Origin of the sequence: Subtercola endophyticus (genome assembly GCF_021044565.1) — a bacterium.
Classification (GTDB): Bacteria; Actinomycetota; Actinomycetes; order Actinomycetales; family Microbacteriaceae; genus Subtercola; species Subtercola endophyticus.
The window spans coordinates 2,822,635-2,840,925 of sequence record NZ_CP087997.1 but is presented as its reverse complement, the minus strand read 5'-3'; the positions used below and the strand labels follow the sequence as shown (position 1 = coordinate 2,840,925).

At 66.2% G+C, this 18,291-nt stretch carries 16 protein-coding genes; 12 read left to right on the top strand and 4 right to left on the bottom strand.

Going from position 1 to position 18,291, the window contains the following annotated elements:
- Positions 1-145 precede the first annotated feature (145 nt).
- Together LQ955_RS13080 and LQ955_RS13075 are read left to right on the top strand one after the other, a co-directional pair.
- The gene (locus tag LQ955_RS13080; protein WP_304961204.1) at positions 146-907 is read left to right on the top strand and encodes a response regulator transcription factor; all 762 of its coding nucleotides are present in this window, start codon (positions 146-148) and stop codon (positions 905-907) included.
- Positions 904-2,400, top strand: coding sequence for a sensor histidine kinase (locus tag LQ955_RS13075; RefSeq protein ID WP_231024954.1), 1,497 nt, complete (start codon positions 904-906; stop codon positions 2,398-2,400). The genes LQ955_RS13080 and LQ955_RS13075 overlap by 4 nt, the downstream gene beginning before the upstream one ends.
- A gap of 2 nt (positions 2,401-2,402) precedes the next feature.
- On the opposite strand, the gene LQ955_RS13070 is transcribed toward LQ955_RS13075, so the two are convergent.
- A complete protein-coding gene (locus LQ955_RS13070; RefSeq protein WP_313788351.1) occupies positions 2,403-3,935 on the bottom strand; it encodes an RNA polymerase sigma factor in 1,533 nt (510 codons plus the stop codon).
- The gene (locus tag LQ955_RS13065) at positions 3,917-4,294 is read right to left on the bottom strand and encodes a YciI family protein (protein ID WP_231024953.1); all 378 of its coding nucleotides are present in this window, start codon (positions 4,292-4,294) and stop codon (positions 3,917-3,919) included. Before LQ955_RS13065 ends, LQ955_RS13070 begins: the two co-directional genes overlap by 19 nt.
- Positions 4,295-4,415: 121 nt before the next feature.
- Here LQ955_RS13065 and LQ955_RS13060 point away from each other — a divergent pair, with 121 nt between their 5' ends.
- From LQ955_RS13060 to LQ955_RS13025, 8 genes are all read left to right on the top strand, one after another.
- A complete protein-coding gene (locus LQ955_RS13060; RefSeq protein WP_231024952.1) occupies positions 4,416-5,426 on the top strand; it encodes a DUF1684 domain-containing protein in 1,011 nt (336 codons plus the stop codon).
- A gap of 238 nt (positions 5,427-5,664) precedes the next feature.
- Positions 5,665-5,886, top strand: a complete 222-nt coding sequence (locus LQ955_RS13055) for a DUF2071 domain-containing protein (RefSeq protein WP_231024951.1) — start codon at positions 5,665-5,667, stop codon at positions 5,884-5,886.
- A gap of 228 nt (positions 5,887-6,114) precedes the next feature.
- Entirely contained in the window at positions 6,115-6,636 is a 522-nt protein-coding gene (rplJ, locus tag LQ955_RS13050) for a 50S ribosomal protein L10 (RefSeq protein WP_188672421.1), read from the top strand.
- Positions 6,636-7,019, top strand: a complete 384-nt coding sequence (gene rplL, locus LQ955_RS13045) for a 50S ribosomal protein L7/L12 (protein WP_231024950.1) — start codon at positions 6,636-6,638, stop codon at positions 7,017-7,019. Before rplJ ends, rplL begins: the two co-directional genes overlap by 1 nt.
- Before the next feature lie 383 nt (positions 7,020-7,402).
- Positions 7,403-8,755: an ABC transporter substrate-binding protein gene (locus LQ955_RS13040; protein ID WP_231024949.1), complete on the top strand. Its 1,353-nt coding sequence runs from the start codon at positions 7,403-7,405 to the stop codon at positions 8,753-8,755.
- Positions 8,756-8,886: 131 nt separating this feature from the next.
- Positions 8,887-9,858 (top strand): carbohydrate ABC transporter permease, encoded by a 972-nt coding sequence (locus LQ955_RS13035; RefSeq protein ID WP_231024948.1) that lies wholly within the window; start codon positions 8,887-8,889, stop codon positions 9,856-9,858.
- Positions 9,855-10,844, top strand: coding sequence for a carbohydrate ABC transporter permease (locus LQ955_RS13030; protein WP_231024947.1), 990 nt, complete (start codon positions 9,855-9,857; stop codon positions 10,842-10,844). The genes LQ955_RS13035 and LQ955_RS13030 overlap by 4 nt, the downstream gene beginning before the upstream one ends.
- Before the next feature lie 104 nt (positions 10,845-10,948).
- On the top strand, positions 10,949-12,811 hold the full coding sequence (locus tag LQ955_RS13025) for an ABC transporter ATP-binding protein (protein ID WP_231024946.1): 1,863 nt from the start codon (positions 10,949-10,951) through the stop codon (positions 12,809-12,811).
- Between the two features lie 137 nt (positions 12,812-12,948).
- On the opposite strand, the gene LQ955_RS13020 is transcribed toward LQ955_RS13025, so the two are convergent.
- On the bottom strand, positions 12,949-13,692 hold the full coding sequence (locus LQ955_RS13020) for a cysteine hydrolase family protein (protein WP_255713594.1): 744 nt from the start codon (positions 13,690-13,692) through the stop codon (positions 12,949-12,951).
- 53 nt (positions 13,693-13,745) lie between these two features.
- Here LQ955_RS13020 and LQ955_RS13015 point away from each other — a divergent pair, with 53 nt between their 5' ends.
- Positions 13,746-15,110 carry a cystathionine beta-synthase gene (locus LQ955_RS13015; protein ID WP_231024944.1) on the top strand — a complete coding sequence of 455 codons (1,365 nt, stop codon included), beginning with the start codon at positions 13,746-13,748 and terminating at the stop codon, positions 15,108-15,110.
- A gap of 164 nt (positions 15,111-15,274) precedes the next feature.
- Positions 15,275-16,426 carry a cystathionine gamma-synthase gene (locus tag LQ955_RS13010; RefSeq protein ID WP_231024943.1) on the top strand — a complete coding sequence of 384 codons (1,152 nt, stop codon included), beginning with the start codon at positions 15,275-15,277 and terminating at the stop codon, positions 16,424-16,426.
- Positions 16,427-16,619: 193 nt separating this feature from the next.
- Here the strand turns inward: LQ955_RS13010 and LQ955_RS13005 are convergent, their stop codons facing one another.
- Positions 16,620-17,930: an arginine deiminase gene (locus tag LQ955_RS13005; protein ID WP_231024942.1), complete on the bottom strand. Its 1,311-nt coding sequence runs from the start codon at positions 17,928-17,930 to the stop codon at positions 16,620-16,622.
- Between the last annotated feature and the right edge of the window lie 361 nt (positions 17,931-18,291).

Here is an 18,291-nt window from a genome sequence, read left to right as displayed (position 1 = left end):
TATGAATCAGCTGGGTATGAAGAGTTCCTCACGATCGTTCCCAGACTCGAGCATGCGGTTCGGGCGTAAACGGGCATCCGCTATTCACAGGGTGAGCGTAGGGCGCTCATAGGTTTCTCTTAGGCAACTGCGAATACTTGGAGACGTGACCATAGACAACTCAAGGCTTTCATCCAGTTCGACCGCCACCCGGCCCCGCCTCTCGCGGGCCGACGGCTCGCCGGTGCGTGCTCTCGTCGTCGACGACGAGCCCACTCTCACCGACCTGCTCTCGATGGCGCTGCGGTACGAGGGCTGGGAGGTCAAGACCGCGAGCGAGGGACGCCAGGCCGTCACGCTCGCCCGCGAGTTCCGCCCCGACGTCATCGTGCTCGACGTTATGCTGCCCGACATCGACGGGCTGCAGGTGCTGCAGCGTGTGCGCGGCGACGGGCAAGAGACACCTGTGCTGTTTCTCACCGCAAAAGACTCGCTCGACGACCGCATCGCCGGCCTCACCGCGGGTGGAGACGACTACGTCACCAAGCCGTTCAGCCTCGAAGAACTCGTCGCACGTCTGCGTGGGCTGCTGCGTCGATCCACCGTTCTGGTCACCGACGCCGTCGACCCCGAGGTAGTCGTGGGCGACCTGGTGCTCAACGAAGACAGCCACGAGGTGCACCGCGCCGGCGAGTCCATCGAGCTCACCGCTACCGAGTTCGAGTTGCTGCGCTTTCTCATGCGCAACCCGCGCCGCGTGCTCAGCAAGGCGCAGATTCTCGACCGTGTGTGGAGTTACGACTTCGGCGGCCGCTCGAGCGTCGTCGAGATATACATCTCCTACCTGCGAAAGAAGGTGGATGCCGGCCGCTCACCCATGATCCACACCGTGCGCGGCGCCGGCTACATGCTGAAGACAGCGCCGTGACTCTTCGGCGCCGGCTGATTCTGAGCGTCGCCGCCCTCGTCGTGCTGCTCGGCCTCACCATCGGTGCGGTCAGCGCCCTCACGCTCAACGGCATTCTCACCAGCCGACTGGATGCCCAGCTGCCCGGTGCCGGCGCGGCAGGTACTCCGCCCGGTGGTTACTCCTTACAATTGCGCAACAACGATCCCGCGAACTTTCTCGAACGCCAGCCGGTCGGAACGGTCGGCATGATCGTCGACTCGGGGGTGGTCGAGACATCCGGAGTCGTGGTGTCGGCAGGCTCATCGTCGAGCGGAAGCTTCGGTGGCGGCACCGTTGTCGCTCTGACTGCTGCTCAGATGGCGCAGCTCGAAACCGTCTCTACGTCGGGCAAGCCGACGACCATCGACCTCGGTTCGGGGCTCGGCCAGTTTCGGGTGGTTTCGCTCATCACGAACACGGGGCAGACCGTGTTTCTCGGCTCGTCGCTGGCCGAGGTGCAGGCCACGGTCGCGCAGCAGGCGCTCATCATCATCGTCGTGACGGTTCTCGCGCTGCTGCTGGCGATCGTGCTCAGTCAGCTGATCATCCGGCTCGCCCTGCGGCCCCTGCAGCGGGTGGCGGATACCGCTGCGCACGTGGCGGAGCTTCCGCTCGACCGGGGTGAGGTCGCGCTGGCCGTACGGGTGCCCGAGAGCGATACCAATCCCAAGACCGAGGTAGGCCGCGTCGGGTCGGCGCTGAACCGCATGCTCGAGCACGTGGCATCCGCTTTGACCTCGCGCCAGCAGAGCGAAGACAAAGTGCGCCAGTTCGTCGCCGACGCGAGCCACGAGTTGCGTACGCCGCTCGCCTCGATTCGCGGCTACGCCGAGCTGACACGCCGCGGGCGGTACGACCTGCCCGAGGATGTGACCCACTCGCTCGGCCGAATCGAGTCGGAGGCGACGCGCATGACCTCGCTGGTCGAAGACCTGCTGCTGCTGGCGCGGCTGGATTCGCGGCCCGAGTTGGCGCACGATCCGGTCGATCTCACGCTTACGCTGGTCGACGCCGTGAGCGACGCGCACGTCGCCGGGCGCGATCACGACTGGATTCTCGACCTGCCAGAAGAGCCCGTGGAGATCGAGGGCGATGGGCCCCGGTTGTATCAAGTCACGGCGAACCTGCTGGCGAATGCACGGGTGCACACGCCCCCGGGAACACACGTGACAGCCGGGCTCTCGCGCGAGATCGTCGACGGAACCGACGTCGCGGTGATCAGCGTGAGCGACGACGGCCCGGGCATCGACCCGGCGCTGCTGTCCACCCTGTTCGAACGCTTCGTGCGCGGCGACGTCTCGCGCTCGCGGCACGCCGGCAGCACGGGCCTCGGCCTCGCCATCGTCTACGCCGTCGCCGAGGCGCACGGCGGTACGGTCACGGTCTCGAGCGTTCCCGGTCGCACGGTGTTTCGCGTGGTGCTGCCGGTGCATCATGTCGCGGCGACCCTGCCCGCGCCCTCCGTCGCCTGACGCTATTCTCGCGCGGGCAGGTCGTCCGCGGCCGCCTGCAGGGCGCGGCGGATGCCCGGGGAGGGCGTCAAACGTATTGCTTCGGCGTAGGCGAGCCGGGCATCCGTCCACCGCCCGGCCCGGGCCAGCAGGTGCGCGCGGGTGGCCCACGCGGGCTGAAAGGCTTCGGCGCCCTCGATGAGGTCGAGTTCGTGCAGCCCGGCATGCGGGGTCTCGGCTTCACCGATGGTGGCAGCGAGAGCGACGCGGGCACCGAGCGTCGGCGAGAGCGCGGAAAGGGCCCGGTGCAGCGTCACGAGCGCTGCCGTGTCGACCGTTGCCGAGCGGGCGCGGTCATCGTGCACCGATTGGATGGCCGCCTCGATCTGAAAGCGACCGACACGGCCGAGGCGATGGGCCCGGCGCAGCAGCCGCTCGCCCCGGGCGATGAGTGCTGCATCCCAGAGCGCGGTGTCTTGCTCGTCGAGCGGCACCGGGTCGCCGTTCGACGAGATGCGCGCCGCGGCTCGGGCGCCCGACAGGGCGAGAAGCGCCTCGAGGCCGAGCACTTCGGGCTCGTCGGGCAGGAGTTCGGCCAGCACGCTCGAGAGATAAAGGGCCTCGCCGGCGAGCGAACCGGGTTCGGAGAGAGCGGATGCACTCTGCCAGTCGATGGCATAGGCACCGTAGATCGCCTCGAGCACTGCCGGCAGTCGTTCGCCGAGCTGGTCGGCGGGCGGCACCACGAACGGAATGCGTGCGTCGCGGATGCGCCGCTTCGCGCGAACCAGGCGCTGGGCCATGCTCGACTCCGAAACGGCGAACGCCGCCGCGATCTGAGCCGCGTCGAAACCGAGCACGGTCTGCAGCATCAGCGGAGTGCGGGCGCGGGGGTCGATGGCGGGATGCGCGCAGACGAACAGCAGCTCGAGGCGCTTGTCGGGGATGGCGGCTCCGTCGAGGTAGCGCTCGAGCTCGTCGGTGCTACTGGGGTTGGTGCTGCCGGCGTGGGTGGCGGCGTGGGTGGCGTTGTCATCGGTGTCGACGGTCGTCGAATCACCGGCGTCGACGCCCGAGCGGCCGGTCGACGCGGCCCGGTTGGCGAGGGCGTCGCTGGCCTGTGACGTGCGCCACGCCGCCGACTTCCAGAGGTCACGCAGCCGATTTCGTGCCACGGTGAGCAGCCATCCTTCCGGGTTGTCGGGAACACCGCGCTCGGGCCACGTGCTGAGCGCTGCCTCGAAGGCGTCGCTCAGGGCATCCTCAGCGGCCGCGATGTCACGGTTCGGGGAGGACAGCAGCGCCACCAGCCGCCCGTACGACCGCCGCGCGACGCGCTCGATCGTCGCGAGGTCGGTCGCCGCTGCGCCCGGCGCTGGATCGGATGTCGCCGCCCTGGGGGTCACTACCTCGGCCGTCGCGGCCGTCGCCGCGGTAGTGCTGTCACCTGGCGACACCTCGCTCGCGGCCAGAGCGCCTCCCGCCTCACCCGCCGCCTCGTCGGCCGCCGCCGCCTCGGCGGGCGCGCCGATCGCCCTCAGCCGACGGGGTGCCACGCGCCGTCACGAAAGACGATGGCCGACGGCCGCACCTCGACCGCACCATACGTCGCCCCGGGGCACGCGGCAGCCCACCGAAGAGCCTCGTCGAGATCGGGCACCTCGACGACGAACGTGCCGTTCAGCCGTTCTTTGGTGTCGGCAAACGGACCGTCTTGAACCTGAATCTTTCCGTCGCGCACCGACACCGTGGTCGAGAGGGCGACGGGCTGCAGAATGTCGGCCGAGACCAGCACGCCGGCGGCATCGAGCGACTTCGCGTAGGCGTCGAACGCGGCGCGGCCCCATTCCATGGCCTCTTCGCCGATCTCTTCGACGGTGGCCTCGCGGCTGATGACAAGAAGTGAGTACTGCATGATATGTCCTTTCGGTTCATCGATACTGACACTGACGTGACGAGCGAACCAGGGCCAGATCGACACTTCTGACCGAGTTTTCTTCTGGCATAAAAGGTTCGGTGGGGGTGTTGATCAAGATATGTCTTCCGTTTCGCTTGCTCCCGATGCCCAGCTCAGTGCTTTTCGCGAGGCTCGTCGTCGCTTCGTCACCGCACCGCAGGGCCCCTTGGCGCTGGTGAACACCGAGTGGATCACTGGCGCACCCAACGATGGCCAGACCGCGTTCGGGGTGCCGGGAGTGTGGTTTCCGCTCGAAAAAGGTGAGAGCGGGTTGCGACTGAGGGCGGCAGCGAGCGACGGCATCGTGGTGGATGGGGTGCTTGTCGACGGCGAGGTGGTGGTTCGTGGCGCCGACGAGAGCCGGGCATCCACTGTTCGGTTCAGCGACACCGTCACGGGCACCGTTATCGCGAGCGAAGACGGTGAGTACGCCCTGCGGGTGTGGGATTCTGCCTCAGAGGCCAACGCGGCGTTCGGGCGCGTCGATGCGTTCGAGTTCGACCCCTCGTGGGTGATCGAGGCGTCGTTCCGGCCCATTGAGGGCGGATCGACCATCGGCATCGCCCACCTGAAAGACGGCGGTGCGACCCGCGAGCGCGTGGTTCCGGCCGAGATCACGTTCAGCCGAGACGGCGTCTCGTACAGCCTGGCGGCCTTCCAAGACGATGGTGGGTTGCTGCTCGTCTTCTCCGACGCCACTAGCGGCGACTCCACCTACGGCGTCGGCCGCTTCCTGCGCGTCGCAGCCCCCGCGGCGGGTGCGACGCCCGCCACTCTTGCGGCACCGGATGCCCGTGCGGGCGCCCTCGCGGCGCCGGCCACCTCTGCGGCGCTGGATGCTGGTGCGGGCACTCCCGCGGCGCTGGCTGCTGGTGCGGGCACTCTCGCGCCGCTGGCCACCCCGGCCGCAGTGGATGCCCCCGCCGCCGGCACCGTCACCCTCGACTTCAACCGCGCCTACCTTCCGCCCTGCGCGTTCTCGTATCACTTCAACTGCCCCATGCCGCCGGCGCAGAACCGCCTCACCGTTCCCATCACGGCCGGCGAGAAGAACGTGCTCGCCCGCGACGGCTCCCTGCTGCACGGCTGACGGAGCGCCCGCTGCGCGGCTGACGCGGCTGACGCGGCGCCCGCTGCGCGGCTGACCGCGCTTCCCTCGCACGGATGACCGCGCTCCTCTTGAGCAGACGGTGCTTTCGTCGGAGCACAGCACGCATCCCCGCGTATTGCGCCCATGTACCGCCAGCTCCGACGAAACTCCCGGCAGGGCGGCAGCCCGGCGAGGCCGGGAAATAGGCGAGACGGCCGCCGGCAGACAGAATGGCGGGGTGAGTCTCTCTCCGCACGACATCAGCCGGCCGATCCTGCGGCAACAGTGGCGCAACGTGACGTTTCTGCACTGGCGCATCGACACGGCCGACGCGGCGTCGCTCATGCCGCCCGGGGTCGTTCCCGACGAGTTCGACGGAAGCTCCTGGGTGGGGCTCGTTGGTGCCCCGCAGAAACTCGAGCAAGCGCGTCAGCTTGCGTCGAGCCGGGCGACCGGCTAGATTAGACGAAGCCAAAGACCGCTGGTTATCGGCGTGCGCGCAAAACCCTCACGGGGAATCGCAAACACTCCGGTCGAAGTTTCGCTCACGCGAAGCCCGCGCAGGTGTTCGAAGTTCGTTTGATCGTTGTGCGAAAGCATGGCGAGTCTCCCAAGCTCCGCACTCCTGTGTGGAGCTTTTTTAGTGCGCGAGGCCGGGGCTGCCAGCACTATTTCATCAAGGAGCGCCATGGCGAACAAAGAAGCCACGGTTGCCGAACTCACCGACCTGTTCGAGAGCTCGACTGCCGTTCTGCTTACTGAGTACCGCGGTCTCACTGTGTCGCAGCTGACAAGCTTGCGTCGCTCCATCAGTGAGCACGCCACCTACGCCGTGGTAAAGAACACGCTGACCAAGATTGCGGCCAATAAGGCCGGCATCGACTCGTTCGACGACGAGCTCGTTGGTCCTTCCGCTATCGCTTTCGTTCACGGTGACCCCGTGACCGTGGCAAAGGCTCTGCGCGACTTTGCCAAGGCAAACCCTCTTCTGAGCGTGAAGGGCGGTTACTTCGACGGTAACCCGCTGACCGCTGAAGAGGTCACCAAGCTCGCCGACCTCGAAAGCCGGGAGGTGCTGCTCGCGAAGTTCGCGGGTGCCGCCAAGGCTTCGCTGTTCGGCGTCGCCTATCTGTTCAACGCACCGCTGTCGAAGGCCGTTCGCACGGTCGAGGCACTGCGCGAAAAAGAATCACAAAAGGAGAATAACTAATGGCAAAGCTGTCACAAGACGAGCTCATCGACGCCTTCAAGGAGCTCACGCTCATTGAGCTCAGCGAGTTCGTGAAGAAGTTCGAAGAGGTCTTCGAGGTCACCGCTGCGGCTCCCGTCGCCGTCGCCGGTGCCGCTGGCCCCGCCGCCCCCGCCGAAGAGGTCGAAGAGAAGACGTCGTTCGACGTTATTCTCGAGGCCGCCGGCGAGAAGAAGATCCAGGTCATCAAGGAGGTGCGTTCGATCACCAGCCTCGGCCTCGGTGAGGCGAAGGCTCTCGTTGACGGTGCACCCAAGCCTGTTCTCGAGGGTGTCAACAAAGAGGCCGCCGACAAGGCGAAGGCTCAGCTCGAAGAGGCTGGCGCCACGGTTACGCTCAAGTAATTACGCGGCCAGTGGGCCGCATAATTACTTGAGCTATGAATTCACCGGGCAGCAGCCCGGAGAATTCATCAGTGCTCGCTAATAATCAAAAGAATGCCCGGGCTTCGGCTCGGGCATTTTTTTGTGCTTAAACGGGGCTATCAGCGCACATTCAGCCCGAGAGAAGCTCGGCTTGCCGATCGGGCTGCTTCCTTGTAGATTCAACGATGACCGCGCTCTCACGATGTGTGAGTGCTCTCAGATAACAATTCGGCATCCACTCGCCGAATCGCCAGCAGACAGCTTGCATCGCACGACGACTGGCACTTAGTGTGTGTCACTGGAAGCGCTTGCTACCCTGTTCGGGGGCTGCCCGACCACCGTTACTCAATGAGGAGGAAACCATGAGAATCACCCGTGCAAAACGAGTGATCATCCCATTAGCGGGTGTTGCCGCCGTGGCGCTCGCGCTCACCGGATGCACGGGCGACGCGCCCGCGTCGTCAACGGGCACATCGGCTGCCGGCTGTGAAGACTATGCCGACTACGGAACCTTCACCGGCTCGCCCACCGTGAACATCTACGGCACCATCGTCGACGTCGAGGCCGACCAGCTGAACCAGTCGTGGGCCGATTTCGAGAAGTGCACCGGCATCACCATCAAGTACGAGGGCAGCCAGGAGTTCGAAACGCAGATCAACGTTCGGGCGCAGGGTGGTAACCCGCCAGACCTGGCGATCTTCCCGCAGCCGGGTCTGCTCGCCAAGATGGTCGACGGCGGCTACATCAAGGCGCCGGCCAAGAGCGTCGAAGACAACGTCGACAAGAACTGGTCGGCCGACTGGAAGAAGTACGGCACTGTCGACGGCACGTTCTATGCAGCCCCCCTCATGGCCAGCGTGAAGGGCTACATCTGGTACTCGCCGGCGTTCTTCAAAGACAACGGCTACACGATTCCGACGACGCTCGATGAGCTGACGAGTCTCACGGCGAAGATCGCCGCCGACGGCAAGGTCAAGCCGTGGTGCGCCGGCTTCTCGTCGGGCGAGGCCAGCGGATGGCCGGGCACCGACTGGATCGAAGACACCGTGCTTCGTCAGAGCGGCACCCAGGTCTACGACGACTGGACCACCAACAAGGTGAAGTTCACCGACCCGCAGATCACCAAGGCGTTCGACTACGTCGGCAGCATCCTGAAGAACCCGGCCTACGTGAACGGCGGCTTCGGTGATGTCACGAGCATCAACTCGACCACGTTCCAAGACGCCGGTCTGCCGATTCTGCAAGATCAGTGCGCCATGATGCACCAGGCCTCGTTCTACGAGGCGCAGTGGCCGGAGGGAACGACCGTCTCCCCCGACGGCGACGTCTACGGCTTCCTGATGCCTCCGGCCAAGGCGGGCGACCCCCAGGCCGTCACCGGTGGCGGCGAGATGGTCGGTGCGTTCAAGACCAGCGACGAGATCACGGCCGTGCAGACCTACCTCTCCAGCGCACTCTGGGCGAACAACCGTGTTTCGATCGGTGGTGTCATCAGCGCGAACAAGGGTCTCGACCCGAACAACGCGAAGTCGCCGCTGGCCGTCGACAGCATCAAGATTCTGCAGGACCCGAACACCACGTTCCGGTTCGATGCATCTGACCTGATGCCGGCAGCCGTCGGATCGAACTCGTTCTGGAAGGGCATCGTCAACTGGATCAACGGCGACGACACCCAGACGGTGACCACGTTCATCCAGTCGACCTGGCCGCAGTAACACCTCGTGCGGGCCGCACCGGCCCGCGGCTGCGAACGAACCGTGCGGCGTCACCCGAGAGGAGACGCCGCACGGCTCTCGCGGTTCTACACCCGAACCAGCACAACGACGTACTAGTAAAGAGGTGAATTGTGACCACTGCTGACCTTCTGAACAAGATCGAACAGGTGGTGATCGCTCTCGCGGCTTTTGCCGCGGTGATCGGTCTGCTTCTGTTTCTCATCGACCGGGCGCCGAAAAAGCGCAAAGACTTCTTTCAGCTCATCGGGTTTGTCGCCCCGGCCTTCATCATTCTGATCATCGGGCTCGTCTACCCGGCCATTCGCACGGCGATCCAGTCGCTCTACGACGCCAAGGGCAACTTCATCGGGCTCGACAACTTCGTCTGGGCGTTCACCCAGCCCGATTCGCTGGTGAGCCTGCGCAACACCGTCATCTGGGTGGTTCTGACGCCCATCTTGTCGACGGCGATCGGCCTCGCCTACGCCGTCTTCATCGACAAGTCGCGGGGTGAGAAGTACTTCAAAGCTCTCGTGTTCATGCCGATGGCCATCTCGTTCGTCGGCGCCAGCATCATCTGGAAGTTCGTCTACGAGTACCGGCCGACGAGCGCCAATCAGATCGGCATTCTCAACCAGGTCGTCGTGTGGCTCGGCGGTGAACCCGTGCAGTGGCTGCAGACGGTTCCCGCCAACACGATCTTCTTGATCATCGTGATGGTGTGGATTCAGACCGGATTCGCGATGGTGGTGCTGTCGGCTGCCATCAAGGGCGTGCCGACCGAGATCGTGGAGGCCGCGCAACTCGACGGCACCAACGCCTGGCAGCGGTTTCTGCATGTGACCATTCCGGGCATCCAGGGGTCTCTGGTGGTGGTCGTCACCACCATTTCGATCGCGACCCTGAAGGTGTTCGACATCGTGCGCACCATGACGGCCGGCAACTTCGACACGAGCGTGCTGGCCAATGAGATGTACACCCAGGCGTTCCGCGCCGGCGAGCCAGGGCGGGGGTCGGCGCTCGCGCTGATTCTGTTCGTGCTGGTGCTGCCGATCGTCATTTACAACGTGAGAGTTCTACGCAAGCAGAGGGAGATCCGATGAGCAGCGTCGCACCAGTCGAGCTTCCGATTCCGGGCGGCGTCGCCGGCCGGGCACCGTCACTCGAAGAAGAGTACGTCGAAGCAACCACCAAGGCCGGGCGGGTGAAACGAAACCTCACCTCGAAATGGGCGACGGTGGCTGCCTTGCTCATCGCCGTGCTGTGGACCATCCCGACTTTCGGGCTGTTTCTGTCGTCGTTCCGCCCCGCGGTGCTGATCAAGACCACGGGCTGGTGGACCATTTTCAGCAACCCCGGCCTCACGCTCGACAACTATCGGGATGTTCTGCTCTCCTCCTCGGCGTCGGCGCCGCAGTTGGGGCAGTACTTCGTGAACTCGGTCGCCATCAGCATTCCGGCCACCATCTTTCCGCTGGTTCTGGCCTCGATGGCGGCGTACGCCTTCTCGTGGATGAAGTGGAAGGGCCGCGACGTCGTCTTCGTGCTGGTGTTCGCGCTGCAGATCGTGCCGCTGCAGATGGCCCTCATTCCGCTGCTGTCGTTCTTCTCCCGCGGCATCACCATCGGCAACGCGCTGATCATTCCGCCGACGCCCTCGGGCACGTACGCGCAGCTGTGGTTCGCGCACACCGCGTTCGCTCTGCCGCTGGCGATCTTTCTGCTCTACAACTTCATCTCGCAGGTTCCGGGTGAAGTCATCGAGGCGGCTCGGGTCGACGGGGCGTCGCACGGGCAGATCTTCCTCCGCATCATCATTCCGCTGGCCATGCCGGCGCTGGCGTCGTTCGCGATCTTCCAGTTCTTGTGGGTCTGGAACGATCTGCTGGTGGCGCTCGTGTTCTCGGGCGGCTCGCCCGATGTCGCGCCGCTGACACAGCGGCTCGCCGAACTCACGGGTAGCCGAGGGCAGGACTGGCAGCGCCTCACGGCGGCGGCCTTCGTGTCGATCATCGTTCCGCTGATCGTGTTCTTCAGCCTGCAGCGGTACTTCGTGCGCGGGTTGCTGGCGGGGTCGACGAAGGGTTGATGCCCGGCGAGTGGATGCCCGTGCTCGCGCCGAGCATCCACTCACCGGTTGCGCTCAGAGCGAGCGTGGGCGAGGGCGCTTCGGCGCGGGGTTAGCCTGAAGCCATGAGTGGTGTGGTGCGGGGTCGTCCGATGGGCGGCCGGGTGAGCGGCGGTGACGCGGCGGCCCAGCGGGCCAGAAACGCCGAAGCACCCAAGGTCGAACATCTGTTGCGCCGCATCACGGAGTTGTTCACGCCGTACCGCATGCCGATCATCCTGACCGTGATTCTCGTGCTGATCGCGGCGGCCTTGTCGGTCGTGCCGCCACTGCTGACGGCTCGTGCGTTCGACGTGGGGCTCTTCCCGCCGGGCAATACCGGCCCGAACGTGCCCGCGCTCGCCGAGATCGTGGGCGCGATGATCGCGCTGTACGTCATCACGACGCTGCTCGGAGTGTGGCAGACCTACCTCACCGCGACCGTGGGCAACAAGGTGATGGGCGCCCTGCGGGTGCGGCTGTTCAGCCATCTGCAGGCGATGGAACTGAGCTTCTTCACCAAGACAAAGACGGGCATCATCCAGTCGCGGTTGCAGAACGATGTCGGCGGAGTGGCGTCGGTGCTCACCAACACGATCTCGAGTGTGCTCGGCAATACGGTGACCGTGATCGCGGCGTTCGTGGCGATGCTGCTGCTGAACTGGCAGCTCACCGTGGTCGCCGTGCTGTTGATGCCCATTCTCGTGATCGCGCAGCGGCGGGTCGGTCAGGTGCGTGCGCGCATCGCCACCAAGACGCAGGAGTCGCTCTCAGACATGACGGCGATCACCCAAGAGACCCTCAGTGTGTCGGGCATTCTGCTCTCGAAGAGTTTCAATCGGCAGGGCACCGAGATCGCCCGCTACTCGAACGAGAACGCCAACCAGGTGCGGCTGCAGGTCAGCCAGCAAATGAGCGGCCAGTGGTTCTTCGCCATGGTGAGCATCTTCTTGTCGAGCATTCCGGCCATCGTCTACCTCGTCGCGGGGTTTCTGCTGCACAATGGCGCCGCTGATATCACGGCCGGAACCATCGTGGCGTTCACGACCGTGCAGGCGCGGCTGCTGTTTCCGCTACTGGGGCTGCTGCGGGTCGCGCTCGACCTGCAGACGTCGGGTGCGCTGTTCGCGCGCATCTTCGAGTACCTCGACTTGAAGCCGCAGATCGCGGATGCTCCCGCCGCCATCGAGGCGCCGCGTGCCCTGGGGCGGGTCGGCTTCGACGACGTGTCGTTCAAGTACGCCGACGCGTCACCGGGATCGCGCCCCACGCTCGACCGGGTCTCGTTCGACATCGAGCCCGGCCAGTTCGCGGCCTTCGTCGGGCCGTCGGGAGCGGGTAAAACCACCATCTCGTACCTCATCCCCCGGTTCTACGAAGCGACGAGCGGCCGCGTGCTGTTCGGAGGAGTGGATGTTCGTGACCTTCAGCAGCAGTCCCTGATCGCCAACCTGGGCATCGTGAGCCAGGAGACGTACCTCTTTCACGCGACCATCGCCGACAACCTGCGCTACGCGAAGCCAGATGCGACGCAACACGAACTCGAGGCCGCGGCGAAGCTGGCGAACATCCACGACCGCATTCTGAGCTTCGACGACGGCTACGACACCGTGGTGGGGGAGCGCGGCTACCGGCTTTCGGGCGGTGAGAAGCAGCGCATCGCCATCGCGCGGGTGCTGCTCAAAGACCCGGCCGTGCTCATTCTCGACGAGGCGACGAGCGCGCTCGACTCCATCTCTGAGCGCATCGTGCAGCAGGCGCTCGACACGGCGGCTCGCGGGCGAACCACCATCGCCATCGCGCACCGGCTCTCGACCATCGTCGCCGCAGACGTCATCTTCGTCATCGAAGACGGCTCCATCGTGGAGCGCGGCACGCACGCCGAACTGCTGGCGCGCGGCGGGGCGTACGCGGCGTTGTACTCGGAACAGGTGACGGCGGTCGTCTGACGCGTTCTCGTGAGGCCGTTATGACCTTCGTGAGGCAGGTATGACTGCCTCAATTCGGCGTATGAGTCTCACGAGACAGGTGCGCGTGGGCAAAGGGCCCGGGGCGACGCGCGAGACTCGGGGGAGCGGATGTTCGGTCAGAAGCCGAGGCGGGTGGCGACGGAGTCGCCGAGGCCGGCGTCTTCGATCTCGGTGGCCTCGACGCCTGCTCCCGCTTGCTCGCCCTTCGCGCGCGCGGCCGCACCGAGGTGCTCGAGCCTCTCGAGCGGGGAGAGGTGCCGTGCGGGCTCGGTGCTGGCGAAGATGTTCGACAGCGGCAGGGCGGCGCCGGATTGCAGGGCATCCAGCCAGGCCTCTGTCGTGGCGACGGCCGCGAAGCCGGTCTGCAGAACCACGAGCACACTCGCGTGCAGCTCCTTCGCCGAGATGCGTCCGGCCTCGTTGGCCAGGTCGAGCGTGCCTGTCGCATCAGAGAGCAGCTCGACGGTCAGCCCGCGCTGGGTGGCGTCGCGGGCCGTAGCCTCGTCGCAGTTCTGCGTCATGTAGCCCACGATCGTGATGGTGTCGATGCTCTGGGCGCTCAGCCACTCGGCGAGATCGGTGCCGTCGAAGGCCGAATCTTCGGTCTTCTGCACGAGGTGGTCACGCGGCTTGTCGGCGATGGACTCGTGCAGCTCCACGCCGCGGCCGCCCTTCGCAAAGACGGGCGACGACTCGCCGGCGACGTGCTGCACCACCACGATGGGCACGTGGGCGTCTGCGGCGGAATCCATCGCCATCATGATGTTCGGAATGCTCACGTGCAGCGAGGGGTAGCCGATGGGCAGTTTGCCGTCGACGTATTCGTTTTGCACATCTATGACAATGAGGGCTCTTTTCACAGGCCCAACGTAACACCAGCGGCCTGTTCTGCACCGTCAAGTACAGTGAGTGGGTGAAGTACGCAGAAACAGTTCTCGACCTGATCGGCAACACCCCGCTCGTGAGGCTCAACCGAGTCACGGAGGGCGTCGGCGCCACGGTTCTCGCGAAAATCGAGTACCTGAACCCGGGTGGGTCGTCGAAAGACCGCATCGCCACGCGCATCATCGACGCCGCCGAACGCGACGGCCTCTTGAAGCCCGGCGGCACCATCGTCGAGCCGACGTCGGGTAACACCGGCGTGGGGCTCGCGCTCGTGGCGCAGCAGCGTGGGTATCGCTGTGTGTTCGTGCTGCCCGACAAGGTGGGTGAAGACAAGCGCAACGTGCTCACGGCGTATGGCGCCGAGATCGTGGTGACTCCGACGGCGGTGGCCCCCGAGCATCCGGATTCCTACTACTCGGTCAGCGACCGGCTCGCGCGCGAGATTCCGGGGGCGTTCAAGCCCAACCAGTACGCGAACCCCAACGGGCCGCTCAGCCACTACGAGACCACCGGCCCCGAGATCTGGCGCGACACCGAGGGGCAGATCACGCACTTCGTGGCCGGCGTCGGAACGGGCGGCACCATCAGCGGTGTCGGGCGCTACCTCAAAGAGGTGTCGGAAGGCCGGGTTCAGGTCATCGGCGCAGACCCCGAGGGCTCGGTGTACTCGGGTGGCACCGGTCGCCCGTACCTCGTCGAGGGCGTGGGCGAAGACTTCTGGCCGAGCGCTTACGACCCGAGCGTGGTCGACCGCGTCATTGCGTCGAGCGACGCCGAGTCGTTCGACCTCACCCGCCGGCTCGCCCGCGAAGAGGGGCTGCTCGTCGGCGGCTCGAGCGGCCTGGCCGTGTCGGTCGCCCTCAAGGCCGCCGCTGACCTGCCGTCAGACGCCATTGTCGTCGTGCTTCTTCCCGACGGCGGCCGCGGCTACCTCGGCAAGATCTTCAACGACAAGTGGATGCGCTCGTACGGCTTCACCGAAGAAAGCAGTGAGAGCACCGTACGCGACCTGTTGGGCTTGAAGAACGGTTCGCTGCCCGACCTCGTGCACGCGCATCCCACCGACACCGTGCACGACGCCATCGAGATCATGACCACCTACGGCGTCTCTCAGCTGCCCGTGCTGAGCGCCGAGCCGCCCGTAGTGATCGGCGAGGTGGTCGGGTCGCTCAACGAGCAGGCGCTGCTGGAGCAGGTGTTCAGCGGGGCCGCCAATATGCCCGACAAGGTGGGGTCGTTCATCAGCGATCCGCTGCCGCTCATCGGCATCAACGAGTCGGTAGCTGTGGCGCGTGCAGCCCTCACGAGCGCGCAGGCGCTGCTGGTCACCGACGACGGCAAGCCCGTGTCGGTGGTCACGCGGCAAGACCTGCTCGCGTTCTTGAGCGCCTGACGCCGGTCGGCGCCCCGCGCCCAGCGCGCCGCCGTGCTGCCGCCCTGCTCGGCGGCAGCCGGAGCCCGCTTCGCGCAAGGCCCGCCCGTTCATCCGCTGCCCACTCCACGTCACGAAACGTCATCCGCCCGAATACTCATACGCCGCCCGGCGTTAGGAATCACATGTCAGAACAGCACTTCGAAACCCTCGCCATCCACGCCGGGCAGGAGTTCGACCCCACGACGGGCTCGATCATCCCGCCCATCTACCAGACCTCGACGTTCGTGCAAGACGGCATCGGCGGGTTCCGCGGCGGCTACGAGTACGCGCGCAGCGGCAACCCCACGCGCAGCTCGCTCGAGACGCTGATCGCCGCGCTCGAGGGCGGGGCGCACGGCTACTCCTTCTCGTCGGGGCTGGCCGCCGAAGACGCGCTGCTGCGAGCTGCGCTCGAGCCGGGCGATCACATCGTGCTGGGCAACGACGTCTACGGCGGAACGCATCGGCTGATCAATAAGATCCACGGCAAGTCGGGCATCCTGAACGACACGGTCGAGATGATGGATCTCGATGCCGTGCGTGCGGCCGTCGTGCCGGGCAAGACCAAGATCCTCTGGCTCGAGACCCCGAGCAACCCGCTCATGAAGATCAGCGACATTGCGGCGCTCGCCGAAATCGGTCACGCGGCCGGGGCCATCGTGGTGGTCGACAATACGTTCGCGTCGCCGTACCTGCAGCAGCCGCTGGCGCTCGGCGCCGACGTCGTGGTGCACTCGACCACGAAGTACTTGGGCGGGCACTCCGACGTGCTCGGCGGGGCCATCGTGCTGAACGATCCCGAACTGGCGGAGGCCGTGGGGTTCCAGCAGTTCGCCGCCGGTGCGGTGTCAGGGCCGATGGATGCCTGGCTCACCGTGCGCGGAATCAAGACCCTCGCCGTGCGCATGCGGCAGCACACCGCCAACGCGCAGACCATCGCTGAGCGGCTGGTCGGGCATCCGGCGCTCGAACGCATCTGGTACCCGGGCCTCGACACGCACCCCGGCCACGAGCTCGCCGCGCGCCAGATGTCGGGCTTCGGCGGAATGCTCTCGCTGCAGTTCTCCGCCGGCCCCGCCGCCGCGCGCCGCTTCGCCGAGTCGACCAAGCTCTTCTCGCTGGCCGAGTCGCTCGGTGGCGTCGAGTCGCTCATCGGCTACCCCACCGAGATGACGCACGCCTCGGTGCGCGGTACGGCGCTCGAGGTGCCCGAGAACCTCATCCGTCTCTCGGTTGGCATCGAGAACGTGGATGATCTGCTCGCCGACCTCGACGAGGCTCTCGCCGCGGTCTAGCCCGTCGCGCCGCCCGCCGCCCCCCGGTCGTCCCGGGTGGATGCTGGGCGCACTGCGGGGGCACTCCGGGCGCGACCCAGGCGAGAGCGACCCTTGCGGTCGAGATGAGCCGCCCCGGCGGCCGCTCTCGACCGCAACACTCGCTCTCGTCTCCAAGCGTCGCGGGTGGCGACCTCGGCGGCGGTGGGGCCCGTCAGAACTCGACGGGGTCGCGGATGATCGGGCAGGTCATGCAGTGACCGCCACCCCGTCCGCGTCCAAGCTCGGCGCCCACGATCGGAATCACCTCGACGCCGGCCTTAACGAGCAGATCGTTCGTCTGGGTATTGCGATCGTAGGTGTACACGACCCCGGGGCGCAGGGCGACGGCGTTGTTGCCGCTGTCCCACTGCTGACGCTCGGAGGCGTAGGCGTCGCCGCCGGTCGCGATGATCTGCAGGGATGGGAGTCCGAGGGCGCGAGCGACCACGTCGGTGAAGGGGGTCTGGCCCTCGTCGGTGACGTCGAGCGAGCCGGCCGATCCCGGAGTCGCGTCTCCCGCCGAGTGGCGAGTCGAGCCACGAGCCAAGCCACGAGTCGAGCCCGGGCGCAGCGTGAAGGCGTGCACGTCGTCGACGATGCGCGGGTAGAGCGTCGCGATGTCGCGGTCGGCGAACGTGAAGACGGTGTCGAGGTGCATCGCCGAGCGCAGTTTCGGCATGCCCGCCACGACGACTTGCTCGGCGGCGCCCTTCTCGAACAGCGCGGCTGCGACCTGGGTGATGGCCTGGCGCGAGGTGCGCTCGCTCATACCCATGAGCACGACGCCGTTGCCGACGGGCATGATGTCGCCACCCTCCATGCTCGACTGTCCCCAGTTCTGCTCGGGGTCCCCCCACCACACGGTCGAGCCGACGAAGTCGGGGTGATGCAGGTAGATCGCCTTCATGAGCAGCGTCTCGTCTTTGCGCGCACCCCAATACAGCGGATTCAGCGTCACGCCGCCGTACAACCAGCACGTCGTGTCGCGGGTGTAGAGGGTGTTCGGCAGCGGCGGCATGAGGTATTCGCCGATTCCCGTGTTCTCGCGGGCGAGCGAGACGTACGGGTTGCGGAACTCGTCGGGCAGGTCGGATGTCGCGAGCCCTCCGATGAGGTACTCGGCGAGCATCCGCGGTTCGAGGGTGTCGAGAAAGCGCAGGGTGTCTTCGACGAGCCCGAGGCCCACCTCGTTCGGCACGATCTTGCGGCTGAGCAGCCACTCTTTCGCCGCCGGGATCGCCATGGTCTCGGCGAGCAGCTCATGAAGTTCGACGACCTCGACGCCGTTCGTGCGCAGGCTCGCGACGAAGGCGGCATGATCGCGCTGGGCGTTCTCGACCCACATCACGTCGTCGAAGAGCAGCGCTTCGGCGTTCGTCGGGGTGAGCCGGCGGTGGGCGAGGCCGGGAGCGCACACCAGTACCTTGCGAAGTTGCCCGACTTCGGAGTGCACGCCATACGTTGAAGACACGGATTCGGCCACGGGATTCCTCTCGAATGCTGACGAACGCGCTACTTTCGGCTGCACTTCGACGCGAATTCTCGTGCCGGGGCCCCTTGTCGCCACTCTACCCCGCACCCGGCCGACGGATGCTCGGGGTGCCCGTCGCGGTCGCGGCGGGCACCCGAACCGTCGCGCTACCAGCGCTGTCGGCGCTGTCGCCGCCGTCACGGGCGCCTATAGTCAGCGCCACGGACCCGCCCCGCCCGCGGAGCGGCTCCGACCGCGCACAGCTCGGCGCATCGGCCGCTGCTCGAGCAGACGCGGTTGCTCCAAACTGCGCGTCCCCGGTTCCACCCGCGGCTTCCGACCCCGATGCCCCAGGACGCGGCCCCGCTCAACT

Coding starts and splice junctions, on each gene's coding strand:
- LQ955_RS13065 (WP_231024953.1), bottom strand. CDS start 4,294: ATGCAGTACTCACTTCTTGTCATCAGCCGCGAGGCCACCGTCGAAGAG.
- LQ955_RS13060 (WP_231024952.1), top strand. CDS start 4,416: ATGTCTTCCGTTTCGCTTGCTCCCGATGCCCAGCTCAGTGCTTTTCGC.
- rplJ (WP_188672421.1), top strand. CDS start 6,115: ATGGCGAACAAAGAAGCCACGGTTGCCGAACTCACCGACCTGTTCGAG.
- rplL (WP_231024950.1), top strand. CDS start 6,636: ATGGCAAAGCTGTCACAAGACGAGCTCATCGACGCCTTCAAGGAGCTC.
- LQ955_RS13040 (WP_231024949.1), top strand. CDS start 7,403: ATGAGAATCACCCGTGCAAAACGAGTGATCATCCCATTAGCGGGTGTT.
- LQ955_RS13030 (WP_231024947.1), top strand. CDS start 9,855: ATGAGCAGCGTCGCACCAGTCGAGCTTCCGATTCCGGGCGGCGTCGCC.
- LQ955_RS13025 (WP_231024946.1), top strand. CDS start 10,949: ATGAGTGGTGTGGTGCGGGGTCGTCCGATGGGCGGCCGGGTGAGCGGC.
- LQ955_RS13010 (WP_231024943.1), top strand. CDS start 15,275: ATGTCAGAACAGCACTTCGAAACCCTCGCCATCCACGCCGGGCAGGAG.